The organism is Asticcacaulis sp. EMRT-3, assembly GCF_030027245.1.
GTDB lineage: Bacteria > Pseudomonadota > Alphaproteobacteria > Caulobacterales > Caulobacteraceae > Asticcacaulis.
In genome coordinates this window covers 1-12,596 of sequence record NZ_JASERT010000004.1, presented here as the reverse complement: position 1 = coordinate 12,596, position 12,596 = coordinate 1, and the positions used below count along the sequence as shown (strand labels likewise).

The window sequence follows — 12,596 nt, the reverse complement described above, 5'->3', positions numbered from 1 at the left end:
CTATCCGGAAACATGAGGCCTGCAAGGGCCGATCGCATAAATCGCAAGTCTTGCAGGCATTCAGGCGGATACACCCGGTTTCGGGCAGGGTGTATCCGCGCCAGGCACGATACTAGCCAGACATGATACTAGCCAGGCACTACACTAGAAGGAGAAGCGCACACCGACATGGTACAAGCGGCCCAATGTGTCATAGAGCGCCGGATTGACATCGAGCCCGGTGCCCGTTTGCGGCATGGGATAGGGCGCCACATCGAACATATTGTCGATCTTGAAATAGGCCACGACGCCCTTGCTGATATTGTAGGAACCGGCCAGATCGACATAGGTTGCGCCCGGCATGTTGTTATTGTCGAGGGTCGGGTTGTTGGAGGTCGAAACCGGGCAGCCGGTGTCGCACACCACATATTGCGAGCCGATGACGCCATCGCTGAAGGTGCGTTCCTGAAGCGTCAGGCTGTAGGTCTTGGTGGAGTAGCTCTGCACGAACAGGGCCTTCCATTTCGGCGTAGCCCCGGAATTGACCCCGGCGGACTGCACGGCCACGGTGCCGGGCAGGGCGTTGGTGGTGGTGAAGTCGCGCACATTGGTGGCCAGGGCACGCAAGACCAGATTGCCCTGCATACCGAACGGATGCTGATGCTGATAGCTCAGCTCGTAATCGACGCCGCTGGTCTTGATCGAACCGGCATTGAAGGTGGTCACGTTCACATAAGGATTGGGGCCATCCAGATTGAAGGCGCTGCACGCCGACGGCACCGACTTGTCGAAGCAGTACTGCACTTCCTGGGCGGCGCTTAAGCCGCCGATGATCGCGCCTTCCAGCTTGATGTCATAATAGTCGATCGAGGCATTGAAGCCGGGCGCCCAGTGCGGATTGGCCAGAACAACGCCAAATTCGAAGTTCTGCGCGATTTCCGGCTTGAGATTGGCATTGCCGGAATTGTTCTGCGAGACGGTGAGCGTCGTATTGTTGAACGGATTGGTGAAGTTGGGCAGGTTGGTCGAGGTGACCGGGCCGAACAGATCGTTCAGATTGGGCGCGCGAACATCCTGCGACCTGACCGTGCGCAGGCGCAGGCCGTCAAACGGCGTCTCCCAGGTGAAGCCCACCTTCCACGCATTGACATTGCCCGACGTGCTGTAATGGGTGGCGCGTCCGGCGGCATTGAGGTTCAGCACGCCGAAGCCGGTGTTGTTGATCAAAGGCGCGTTGAATTCGAGGAAGGCTTCGGCCACAGTGTAGCTGCCTCTGCCGTCGCGGTAGTTGCCGGCGTAGAAATTATTGCCGCTGGTGCTCAGTAACGGATCGGCGGGATAGTCGGCGCTGTACGGGCTTTCGCTGCTCACGCCATTGCCATAGGGATCGGCGACGGCATGATAGGCTTCGCGCCGCGCTTCGGCACCGAAGGCCACCGAGACGGGGCCCGCCCACAGCGAGAAGGGCTCACCCGACAGGCTGGCGCTGGCCACCTCCTGGGTTTCCACCGTATGCTGGAAGGCCCCCGCCGCCGGTTGCAGATAGGCAATCGCCGAGGCGCTCGGTGTTTCGTCGCCGATGACATTGATCGGCTGGCAGCCATTGGCGCGCGCCACCGGATCGGCGCATACAATAGCGCCGTTCAGGGAGATGGCGTTGATCGCTGCCGTGAAGCGGCTTTTCACCAGCAGATTGTGGACAAGGATGTCGGAGACGTTCTTGCCGTACTGGTAGTAGCTGTCATAGTTCCAGTCGGTGCCGAACATATTGAACCGGCCATCGGCGCCCAGCACGAAGCGCGACTGTTCGCGTTCGGTATTGACGCGGATATTCGGCAGGAAGGGCGTGACCGTACCCAGCTTGAAGCTGGTAATATTGTTGCTGGCGCACTGGGCCGAGATGGATGTGGGCACATAGGGGTTGGCGCACTGGATCGTCAGGCCCGGTTCGGTAAAGCCCGGATTGGGCTGGTTGGCCGTGCCGACCTTAGCATAGTTGATAGTGAAATAGACCTCATTGTCCGAATTGAGGTCGAACGAGGTGCGGTTATAGATGTCCGCGCGGTTGATCGACGATTGCAGGGACGCTCCGATGCCGACATTGCCGGACGTATCGCCGCCGACGCAGAAGCCGACATAGCAGCCCGTCACCCCGCCCGCTGCATTCTTTTGCGGCACGCCGTTTGAGCCATAGACGAAGTTGTAGGGACTGCCGTTCTGATCGAAGGCGATGCCTTGCAAGGGGCCTGAGGTGATCAGGCCGTATTTGGAATAGGTATAGGACTGGGCATGATCGACAAACCTGTATTGCGGCGATCCGTTATTGGTGATGCCGGTATTGACCAGGGTGGAGCTGCGATACCAGCCGCGGCCATTCGGCGCGGAATCGCCGAAATCCCCGGCCGGAACGCCCGACTCGCGGTGATATTCGAGGGCAAATTCGGTGTGCAGCCGCTTATCGAAGAAGGACTTGCCGAAGGCAAGCTGATACAGGCCCTGCTGGTCGTCGCCATAGGTGGTCTGCCCGGCCTCGATATTGCCCTTGATGCCCTCGAAATGCTTGTCGGTGATGAAGTTGACCACGCCGCCCACCGCATCCGAGCCCCATGAGGCCGATGCGCCGCCATTGACCACATCGATGCGCTTGACCAGCAGTTGCGGGAACAGGCTGATGTCGGGCGCGCCGGTGCCGATATTGGCCGGCACCACGCGCTGGCCGTCCAGCAGGGTCAGGGTGCGGCTGACGCCTAAGCCGCGCAGGGAGAAGGAGCTGAGCCCCTGCTGGCCGCTCGACGTGCTGTAGGTGTTGGTGGCCACGCCGCTGGAGCCCTGAAGCGAGGGCAGTTGCGCCACGGTTGTGAACAGGTTGGGCTGGGCCATATTGGCGATGTCCAGCGTATCGATTGAGGTGGTCGGCGTCGGGGCCTTGAAGCCGCGCGTCGTGATGCGCGAGGCGGTGACGACCACGACCGTCGTGTCGTCGGCGGGCTTGGAGCTGGCCGCATCGGCGGCCCAGGCCGTACTCGTGGCCAGGGCCAGGGCCAGCATCGAGGCCCCGCCGATCTGCCATGTGCGCTTGAGATACGGCGTTTGCGCACCCGACACGTCGCGGTCAGAACTGCGGAATAAGCTTCCCATTTTCATCTTGATTTCCTCTCCCTTGCCATTCGGCAATTTTTATGGATGGCGCCTGGCCTGCCGGTCAGGCTCTGGCGGCCCGATTGGCACCCGGACAGGATATGTCGCGGATGTTATGTCAGACCTTAAAAGCACGAGTTCTATTACGCAACCGACTTTATGGCAGACATAACAAAATTATATGAGCGCGACAAATTTGCATCATCACAGGAATTTTGCGCTGTAAATCGTAAAATTTTATGGGATTTATCGATATAACATCAATTAAATCAAATATATAAAAATGAATCCGTGCATTTTAGCCCTTACGGCCCCCACGGAAGGATTCAGAAAATTAGGTCTGACTTGATGGCAATTCAGATAGATGTCTCTGTAGATGAGCTATCTATAAGGTATGATGTAATGTGGTCGAATCTCGCCGTCTATGGGCGAAATGAGCGCCGCCATGCGCAATGCGGAAAAACGTAAAATATAGAAACCTGTTTTTGCGGGCGATTTTCAGGCAGATTCGGCGGGCAAGGGCTGATAGCAGAACCCGTCAAAATCGGCGGCCAGCCGCTCGCCCGACATGTCCTGGCAGGCCATGCCGACAAATGTGCCGGTGAAGTTCGGCACGTCGCGCGGCCCGGCCTCATCCGACAGGGCGCACATGTCGAGCGTCACCGCAAACCACGTCCAGTCCGCCGTCTCGCCCTGACGGAAGCCGAAGCGCAGGCGGTCATAGATGACCTCAGCCGTGATTTCGACCGGGCCATCGCTCAGGGGCAGGCTGTCTGTACGGGCTTCAGCGCCTTCCGCACCCGATAGACCAGACATAAGACGCAGGCGTCGTCCGGTGGATTCATCGCATGTGATGTAGCAATAATGGTATTTGCGGGCATTGTAATAGAGGACAAGCCCCGCCGATTGCTGGAAATTGCGCGGTGCATAGTCGAGCCGGGTGGTGGCCTGAAAACAGAAATCCTGCTGGCGGCGGGCCACCAGCGCCTGCTCGAACTGGCTGCCGAGGCTTTCGCGGCCAAAAAGACGCAGAAAGCCCGGCCTCTGCGTCAGGCTGAACAGGCGTTCGGGCTGTGGCGAACGCAGCCACTGAAACTCGCCGGGCAGGTGGGGCTGGTCAAAGTCGCGGTGCGCCGCGTCGGGCGGGGGCGTTTCCACGGGCTGCGGGCTTGGGGCCACCAGGGCGGGCAGGGCGTCGCCGTTCAGGGTTTCCGGCCAGCCGTCATCGCGCCAGCGCATGGGCTGGATCGCCGTTTCGCGCCCCATGACGCAGCAGGCCCGACCGGGCACGGGGCGGCCGCACAGATAGGCGATCAGCCAGCTTCCGTCACTGGCCTGGACGAGATCGCCGTGTCCGGCCCTTTGCAGCGGCCTGTCGGGGTGGCCACGGCTTGTCAGTATGGGGCCGGTCGGGCAGGTTTCGTAAGGGCCGTCGATATGGCGCGACCGGGCCATCGTGACGGCGTGATCCCAGCCCGTGCCACCTTCGGCGACGATCAGATAATACCAGCCATTGCGGCGCAGCAGGTGGGGGCCTTCGGTGAAGCCGAGCGTCGTGCCGCTGTAGATAATGCGCCGTTCGCCGACCAGGGCCCGGTTGGCAATGTCGTATTCCTGAAGGAGGATACCGGCGAAATGCTGCTGGCCGGAGCGGTGATCCCACAGCATGTTGAGCAGATAGCTCCTGCCGTCTTCATCGTGAAACAGCGACGGATCGAAGCCGCTGCTGTTGAGCGCGACGGGATCGGACCATTCGCCCGCGATCGAAGGGGCTGTCACCAGAAAATTGTGAAAGTCGCGCAAGGCCAGTCCGTCCGCCCCGCTGACCGTTGTCCGGCCATAGCGCAGCACCAGCGAATAGGTGAGGAAAAACAGGCCGTCCCTGTGGCTGAGGCACGGCGCCCACAGGCCGCAGCCATCGGGCACGCCACGCAGATCGAGCTGTGAAGGCCGGTTGAGCGGGCGGCTGACGAGACGCCAGTGAACCAGGTCGCGCGAATGGTGGATCTGGATGCCGGGAAACCATTCAAAGGTCGAGGTGGCCAGATAATAGTCGTCGCCGACGCGCAGGAAAGAGGGGTCGGGATTGAAACCCGTCAGAACAGGGTTGCGGATCATGGATGGCGCTCCGTCGCGGCGGCCACGGGCCTGATCATCAGCCACAGCCAGGCCGCGCCGATCAGATCAAGTCCGCCGATCAGCATGAAAAAGGGGCCATAGCCGGTCTTCGCCACCAGAAACCCCATCGCCACCGACATCAGCAAGGCACCGAGATTGGCCACGGTGCCGACCATGCCGGCCACTGTGGCCACTTCATGGGGTGCAAACAGATCCGACGCCAGGGTGATGACATTGACCGACAGGGTCTGGTGGGCGAACGCCCCGACGCAGAGCAGGGCGATGGCCATATAGGGGCTGGCGACAAGGCCGACAAACGGCACGCATAGCATCATGCACGCGCCGATGGTGAAGGCCCCACGCCGGGCATTGATCAGGCTGACGCCTCGATTTTGCAGCCACAGCGCCAGGGCCGGGCCGAACAGACAGCCGAGATCGGCCGCCACAAAAGGCAGCCAGGCGAAAAGCGCTATGTGTTTCAGGTCGAAGCCGCGCGCCGTGCTCAAATAGAGCGGCACCCAGAAGACCAGCGTGCTCCAGGTCGGATCGGCCAGAAAGCGCGCGATGGCCATGCCCCAGAAATTGCGCTGGCGCAGGATGCGCAGCGGCGAAGGCTTTTGCACCATGACAGCAGGCTGGGTTTGGCCGATGGCGTCCTGGCCCACATTCTGGCCCGCCCGGATATAGGCGCGTTCCGCCCCGGAGAGATGTTTGTGGCGGTCGGGCGTCTGGTAGCCGAAAAACCAGGCGAGGGCCCAGATCAGGGCCAGGCCGCCGGAGATGATGAAGGCGGCCTGCCAGTTGTAGCTGAGAATGGCCCAGGCCACCAGAGGCGGGGCCAGGATCGAGCCTGCGGAAGCGCCGATATTATAGATGCCGCTGGCGAATCCGCGTTCCCTGGCGGGAAACCATTCGGCCACCACCTTCAGCCCGCCCGGCTGGGCTATGCCTTCGGCGAAGCCTTGCAGGCCGCGCAGAAACGCCAATCCCTGCCAGTTGCCGGCCAGCGCGTGCGCCATTGTGACCAGTCCCCAGGCGATGGCAAACAGGGTCAGGCCCAGCCTCAGCCCGGTCAGATCGAGCATATAGCCCGCCACCGGTTGCAGCATGATGCCGAACTGAAAAACCCCGGTGATGACGCCGTAATTTTGTTCGCTCATATGCAGCGAAGCCATCATGGTCGGCGCGGCGACGCTGAGCACGCTGCGCGTCAGATAGTTGATGACGGTGCCCAGCATGACCAGGCTGATGATCCACCACCTTATGCCGCCCTTGCCTTTCAGCATTCCGCCCCCGCCGCCCTGGCTCAACATGCGCTCTGTTTGCGCGCACCTCTCAGCCTGTTGTCAGGCGGCGGGCGTTCTGCGGGCGTTCTGGTCGCAAACCTAACATATTATGTCTGACTTGTTCAAGTCTGGGTATGCGGCTAACTGGCCTTGTCCAGCCATTCAGGGCCATGCAATCTTCGTGACCGCGCTTATTGTCAGACTATGGTCTGACCTAATATAAGGAAAATCCCGGCCATGACCTGACTCGCGCGATCTTTCCATATATATGGCCATATATAAAGAATGCAGATAGCGTAGCGCATGGCGAACAGGCGGGAGAAGCAACCCATGAGTAAACTCGGCGGCAAGCGGCTGGCCAGCGATTCGGAAGACGACGCCCTGACGCCGGGAAAGCCGGGAGAACTGCACACCCAGTTGGCGCAGAAGCTGGGTATCGACATTCTGGGGCGGCGCTGGCTGCCGGGCGAGGTCTTGCCCAGTGAGATCGACATGGCCAATATGTACGCCATTTCGCGTTCGGCCGTACGCGAGGCGATACGGACTCTGGCCGCCAAGGGCATAGTGGAACCGCGCCGCAAGCGCGGCACCTGCGTCACCGACCGGGCGCAGTGGAACATGCTCGATCCGGTCGTGCTGAGCTGGATGTTCGCCTCCACACCTGACGAACAGCTCGTCAAAAACCTTTTCGAGATGCGCCTGATTCTTGAGCCCGCCGCCGCCCGGCTGGCGGCGCAAAGACGCACCGATGCGCACCTCGACGCCATGTCGGAAGCCCTGAAGGGGATGGCGCGCCACACCTTGCTGACCGACGCAGGCTTACAGGCCGATATGGATTTTCACTCAGCCCTGATGGCGGCGGCGGGCAATGAGCAGCTTTCGGCCCTGAACGCCTCGATCGGCGCCACGGTGGCGCTTTCGACGCGCTACAAGATCAGGCACAATCTGCTCGGCAGGGACCCGGTTCCGGCCCACCTGGCCGTGTTCGAAGCCATTCAGCAGCGCGATGCCGAAGAGGCGCACTGGTGTATGCAATATCTCGTCCGGCTGGCGGTAAAGGATCTGCTGCACATGGACGCGCTCGAAGACCTGCCGTCAAAACCCTTCGAGGCGTAGGGCGTTTTCCCAAACGTGACTCCATCTTTTGGGCTAAAGCCATCTTTTGGGATAAAAAAATGTGAGCTTGTCCGGGCCTTCTTCCATTGCTAACGGGCGTCATGCGGTTACAGTCCAGAGCAATGCGCGTTTCATTTGACTTACAAATTGAATGCGAGATGCGGTAAAACGTAAAATAGCGGGATCCGGTTCGCTCTGGCGGCGATCAATGTTTGGCGCAGAGGCAGGAGAGGTACATGGAGAACTGGCTCGGCGAAGTGATCGCAGCCATCGGGTCGGGGAGCCTCGTCGGCTTCAGCCTCGGCCTTATCGGTGGCGGCGGTTCCATTCTGGCAACGCCGCTGCTTCTTTATGTCGTCGGGATAAAAGATCCGCACATGGCGATAGGCACAGGTGCGCTGGCGGTATCGGCCAATGCTTATTCCGGGCTGATCGGCCACGCCAGACGCGGCACGGTCTGGTGGCGGTGCGCGCTGGTGTTCGGGCTTGTCGGCACCATAGGCGTCCTGGCGGGATCGACGCTTGGCAAGGCCGTGGGCGGCCAGACGCTTCTGTTTCTCTTCGCCTTTGTCATGCTTGCGGTTGGCGTGGCCATGCTGCGCCCGCGCCGTGAGACTGACGGCGTCGCCCGGACGGTCGATGGCCGAATGTGTTTTCTGACCGGCGCCGTTGCCCTGGCATCCGGCTTTGCGTCGGGCTTTTTTGGCATTGGCGGCGGCTTTCTGATTGTGCCGGGGCTCATTCTGGCAACCGGAATGCCCACGATTAACGCGGTAGGCACGTCTTTGTTCGCGGTTGGGACATTCGGCCTTGTGACGGCCCTGAACTACGCGCTGTCAGGATGGGTGGACTGGCTGGTCGCGGCAGAATTTATCGCCGGGGGCATCGGCGGCGGCTGGCTGGGCACTGCGCTGGCCACCCGGCTGTCGGTTAATAAAAATGCGCTCAACCGCATTTTTGCCGGTTTGATTTTTCTGGTCGCCATCTATGTCCTGTACCGAAGCGCCAGCAGCCTGTTTGGCAAATGAGGCCACGAACACGAGGATCCGTATGACCATTTCTCAGGATACTGCGCCCAATCGGATTCCCTGGCCGCCGGTCATCTATGGGCTGGCGCTCGGCGCGAGTTGGGCCCTGCAAGAATTCGTGCCGGTCTGGCACCTGCATATCCCGCTGTGGTGTCGTGCTCTGGGCGCACTATTTATCGTGCCGGGGCTTGTTCTGGATTTCGGCGCCATGCTGGCGCTGCACCGTGCCAGAACCACCATCCTGCCCAATCGCGCCGCCTCGCATCTCGTGACCGCCTGGCCGTTTTCTCAGTCGCGCAATCCTATCTATCTTGGCAATACGCTGGTCATTGCCGGTCTGAGCCTTGCCCTCGCATGGCCCTGGCTTTTGCTGATGACGATTGTGAGCACAGGTCTGGTGGGCCAACTGGCCATTGCCCGCGAAGAGCGCCATCTGGCGGCAAGGTTTGGTGATGACTGGCGGGAATATTGCGCCACGACGCCGCGCTGGATCTGGTGGTTCTGACGCATCTTTCGGGGAGCGATCTAGTCTGGCTTTCGGGCAATGAAATCGATCAGGGCGGAGCGGCCATTGTGGCCTGCCCCTTCCGTCAGATCGGCCTCATACGATGTCAGGCGGTGGATTTGCCAGCCTGCAAAAGCCGATGTCAGCAGCGCCTCCGTATAGAGGTTCTCGACCTGCGAGGGGCCGCCCGTCTTGTATTCGAGCTGTTTGGGCGTGTAACCGTGCAGCAGTATCAGGCCGCCGGGCCGGATTGCGCCTTTGATACCGTTGAATATTTCCGTTCGGAAGGACGGATCGGCAAACTGGATAAAGACGGCGACGACGGCATCGAACCGGCTCTGCGGCCAGGCCCAGCCATTCAGGTCCACCTGACGAAAATCGACCGATACGCCTTTGCTGGCGGCCAAGGTTCGGGCCTTTTCCAGCGCCACCGTCGAATAGTCGGAGGCTGTGACCTTGTGGCCCAGTCCGGCCAGATAGGTGCTGTTGCGGCCTTCACCGTCGGCGGGGAGAAAAACCTCACGGGCAGGCGCGCGCCCCGAAGTGAGCCCCGAAGTGAGCCAATGCGCATTTGCTTTCACAAAGGCGCTCGGTTCGGTGCCGAACAGATAGTCGGCCCGGTCAAAGCGACTGTTCCAGGGATTTGGCGGAAGATCAGAGGCATTTTTGGTCATTCGGCAATCCTACAGGCTCAGACATGAACAGGCAAGGCGGGCGCACCGTCACTGTGGCGCGGCGCGCGCCCTGGCTACGGCCTGGACAAAGCCGTTATAATCAAGCGTGGCGGCGCGGTATCCGCCAATCAGGAAGGTCGGCGTTCCGGTCAGGCCCAGAGCGTCGGCCTGAGCGCCATTGCTGGCGATGAGGGCGTCGATGTCGCGGCGATGGGTCTTCAGGTCGCTTTGCAGCCGCGTCATATCGATGCCCGCCTTGCGCAAGGCGGCAAGCATCTGGGCTCTGGTGAGATGACTGCCCGGTATCGCCATCATCGCATCATGGGCTTTAACGTACCGCCCTTGATATTTCGCCGCCAGGGCCAGTTGTGCGCCGTCCATCGAGGTGGCGCGGATGACCGGCCAGTCCTTGTAAACCAGACGTATATCGTGATCTTCCCGCACGATCCGGTTGAGGGCGGGCGCGCTGACTTTGCAATAGGGGCAGTTGTAGTCCATGAAGGCGACAATCGTCAGCTTGCCATCGGGATTGCCGCCGACCGGGGCGGCGGGATCGTTCAGGATCAGGTCTTTTGTGACGGGTTGGGATTGAGCCCCGGCCACAACGGGCAGGGCCAAACTGGTCAGGACGATAGCGGCGGCAGCCGCAAACAGGCGGCGCGAGATGACGGACAATTGAACTCTCCTGATAGATATGTCGGATAAACCGGCTTGAACCGGGCACCTTAAGGCTGGCTTAAGCTTGGCCGATAAATGTCCGTTACGAGAAGGTGGTAAGGAACGATATGCGCGCGCTTGTGGTCGAAGATGATCCCGTCCTGCTGAATGGTCTTGAGGTCGGGCTGGGTCTGGCCGGTTTCGCCGTGACCGGCGCGGCGTCCTGCGCCGAAGGGCTGGCGGCGCTGGCGGTGAGCGATTTCGATGTCGCCGTGCTCGATCTGATGTTGCCGGATGGCTCAGGCATGGATCTGTTGCGGGCCCTGAAGGCCGACAGGACGCATGTCCGTACCTTGATGCTGACCGCGCGCGACCGTGTGCCGGAGCGGATTGCCGGTCTGGACGCAGGCGCTGACGACTATATGGGCAAGCCGTTTGATCTCGATGAACTGGCCGCACGTTTGCGCGCCCTGATGCGCCGCGCCCCGACCGGTGATCAGCACATCGTCGTCTGCGGTGCCCTCAGTCTGGAGCCGCTGACGCAGGAGGCGCATTATGAAGGGCGCAGCGCACGTTTGTCGCGGCGCGAATTTGCCATTCTTCAGGCCCTGACCGACCGGCCCACGCAGATCCTGTCCAAATCGCATCTGGAGAGCCGCCTCTATGGCTGGCAGGAAGACATTGAAAGCAATGCCGTAGAGGTGCACATTCATCATTTGCGCGCCAAGCTGGGGGCCGGGGTGATTGAAACCGTGCGCGGCCTGGGCTACCGGCTGGCGACATCATGACATCCATCAGAGGTCGGCTGTTTCTGGTTTTAATGCTGATGACCGGCCTTGTCTGGCTGTCAGGCATTGTCTGGATCGACCTCAGCACCCGCGCCAAGCTCGAACATGTCCTTGACGCGCGCCTCATTGAGGCGGCCCGCATGGTTCAATCCCTGATGGTCACGCCCGCCGATGCCTCAGCGCGCCTCAATCACGGCACCCTGTCGGCGCACCGGCCCTATGAGCGGCAACTGGCCTGTCAGATATGGTCGCTGGACGGTGCCCTGATCGGCCGGTCAGGCTCGGCGCCGGTGACCCCCATGAGTCCTGCCAAAAGCGGATTTTCCGACACCGTGATCAATGGCGCGCGCTGGCGTGTCTATGCCACCGTCGATGACCAGACAGGGGTGCGGGTTCTGGTCGGCGACAGTCTGGCCATGCGCGACCGGCTTACATCAGATGTGATCCGGGGCCTGGCCTTGCCCGCTTTGCTGATCCTGCCCGTGCTGGCCTTGCTCACCTGGCTTTGCGTGCAGCGCGGTCTGGCCCCGCTTCGCCGGCTTGCCCATACCTTGTCGCACCGTCGGGCTGCGGATCTGACGCCGCTCGACGCCAGCGGATTGCCGACCGAGATCAGGCCCCTTGTCGATGCCCTGAATGGCTTACTGAACCGGGTGACCGCCGCGCGCGACCATGAACGTGATTTTACGGCCTTCGCCGCGCATGAGCTTCGCACGCCGATAGCCGGGCTGAAAACCCAGGCCCAGATTGCGGTTGCGGCAAGGCAGGAGGCTGTGCGGCTTCAGGCCCTCAACCAGATGATCATCAGCGTTGACCGCACCGCCCGTCTTGTCCGGCAATTAACCGATCTGACGGGGGTTGAAAATGGTCGGTCAGACGATGCGGCAGAGCCCGTTGACATGGGGCCTTTTCTCGCCGCCCTGACGATGGATATGGGGGCGGACGGATTTGAGATCGCGCCCGAACTGGCGCGCGCCCAACTGCGTGTGCCGCCCGAACGGCTCGCTCTGGCGGCGCGCAATCTGCTCGACAATGCCCGCAATCATGCGCCACCCGGGCGTCCTGTGCGAGTCAGCCTGCACGATGCGCAAGACTGGGTTGCGATGGTGATCGAAGATGACGGGCCGGGTATTCCGCCCGAAGACCTGCCAAAGGTTCGCGACCGCTTTTTTCGCGGGCAATACAGGTCGCCCGTCGGCAGTGGTCTGGGTCTGGCCATTGTTGACATGGCGATGGATCGCATGGGCGGCAGTCTGCACCTTGAGACTCGCCCCTCCGGCGGGTTACGCGCCGAAATGCGTCTGGCA

At 61.3% G+C, this 12,596-nt stretch carries 10 protein-coding genes; 5 read left to right on the top strand and 5 right to left on the bottom strand.

The window, feature by feature from the left end:
- Positions 1–144 precede the first annotated feature (144 nt).
- The 3 genes from QB905_RS14970 to QB905_RS14960 form a co-directional block, all read right to left on the bottom strand.
- Positions 145–3,123 carry a TonB-dependent receptor plug domain-containing protein gene (locus QB905_RS14970; protein WP_282976009.1) on the bottom strand — a complete coding sequence of 993 codons (2,979 nt, stop codon included), beginning with the start codon at positions 3,121–3,123 and terminating at the stop codon, positions 145–147.
- 492 nt (positions 3,124–3,615) lie between these two features.
- The gene (locus tag QB905_RS14965; protein WP_282976007.1) at positions 3,616–5,235 is read right to left on the bottom strand and encodes a glycoside hydrolase family 43 protein; all 1,620 of its coding nucleotides are present in this window, start codon (positions 5,233–5,235) and stop codon (positions 3,616–3,618) included.
- A complete protein-coding gene (locus QB905_RS14960) occupies positions 5,232–6,548 on the bottom strand; it encodes an MFS transporter (protein WP_282976005.1) in 1,317 nt (438 codons plus the stop codon). Before QB905_RS14960 ends, QB905_RS14965 begins: the two co-directional genes overlap by 4 nt.
- Before the next feature lie 303 nt (positions 6,549–6,851).
- On the opposite strand from QB905_RS14960, the gene QB905_RS14955 reads away from it, so the two are divergent.
- The 3 genes from QB905_RS14955 to QB905_RS14945 all read left to right on the top strand — a co-directional run bounded on the left by QB905_RS14955 (position 6,852) and on the right by QB905_RS14945 (position 9,170).
- Complete coding sequence (locus tag QB905_RS14955; RefSeq protein ID WP_282976004.1) at positions 6,852–7,637, top strand: FadR/GntR family transcriptional regulator; 786 nt, start codon at positions 6,852–6,854, stop codon at positions 7,635–7,637.
- 236 nt (positions 7,638–7,873) lie between these two features.
- Entirely contained in the window at positions 7,874–8,665 is a 792-nt protein-coding gene (locus tag QB905_RS14950) for a sulfite exporter TauE/SafE family protein (protein WP_282976002.1), read from the top strand.
- Positions 8,666–8,687: 22 nt separating this feature from the next.
- Entirely contained in the window at positions 8,688–9,170 is a 483-nt protein-coding gene (locus tag QB905_RS14945) for a methyltransferase family protein (protein ID WP_282976001.1), read from the top strand.
- Positions 9,171–9,190: 20 nt separating this feature from the next.
- On the opposite strand, the gene QB905_RS14940 is transcribed toward QB905_RS14945, so the two are convergent.
- Together QB905_RS14940 and QB905_RS14935 are read right to left on the bottom strand one after the other, a co-directional pair.
- Positions 9,191–9,844, bottom strand: a complete 654-nt coding sequence (locus QB905_RS14940) for a class I SAM-dependent methyltransferase (RefSeq protein WP_282976000.1) — start codon at positions 9,842–9,844, stop codon at positions 9,191–9,193.
- 48 nt (positions 9,845–9,892) lie between these two features.
- Positions 9,893–10,519, bottom strand: coding sequence for a DsbA family protein (locus QB905_RS14935; RefSeq protein ID WP_282975998.1), 627 nt, complete (start codon positions 10,517–10,519; stop codon positions 9,893–9,895).
- 110 nt (positions 10,520–10,629) lie between these two features.
- Here QB905_RS14935 and QB905_RS14930 point away from each other — a divergent pair, with 110 nt between their 5' ends.
- Both QB905_RS14930 and QB905_RS14925 read left to right on the top strand, forming a co-directional pair.
- Entirely contained in the window at positions 10,630–11,289 is a 660-nt protein-coding gene (locus tag QB905_RS14930) for a response regulator transcription factor (protein ID WP_282975997.1), read from the top strand.
- Positions 11,286–12,596: ATP-binding protein (locus QB905_RS14925; RefSeq protein ID WP_282975996.1), on the top strand; the 1,311-nt coding region annotated here is incomplete at its 3' end. The genes QB905_RS14930 and QB905_RS14925, both read left to right, overlap by 4 nt.

Bases quoted from the DNA above. Each gene is read 5' to 3' on its own strand.
- QB905_RS14970 (WP_282976009.1), bottom strand. From the start codon at position 3,123: ATGAAAATGGGAAGCTTATTCCGCAGTTCTGACCGCGACGTGTCGGGT.
- QB905_RS14965 (WP_282976007.1), bottom strand. From the start codon at position 5,235: ATGATCCGCAACCCTGTTCTGACGGGTTTCAATCCCGACCCCTCTTTC.
- QB905_RS14960 (WP_282976005.1), bottom strand. From the start codon at position 6,548: ATGTTGAGCCAGGGCGGCGGGGGCGGAATGCTGAAAGGCAAGGGCGGC.
- QB905_RS14955 (WP_282976004.1), top strand. From the start codon at position 6,852: ATGAGTAAACTCGGCGGCAAGCGGCTGGCCAGCGATTCGGAAGACGAC.
- QB905_RS14950 (WP_282976002.1), top strand. From the start codon at position 7,874: ATGGAGAACTGGCTCGGCGAAGTGATCGCAGCCATCGGGTCGGGGAGC.
- QB905_RS14945 (WP_282976001.1), top strand. From the start codon at position 8,688: ATGACCATTTCTCAGGATACTGCGCCCAATCGGATTCCCTGGCCGCCG.
- QB905_RS14940 (WP_282976000.1), bottom strand. From the start codon at position 9,844: ATGACCAAAAATGCCTCTGATCTTCCGCCAAATCCCTGGAACAGTCGC.
- QB905_RS14930 (WP_282975997.1), top strand. From the start codon at position 10,630: ATGCGCGCGCTTGTGGTCGAAGATGATCCCGTCCTGCTGAATGGTCTT.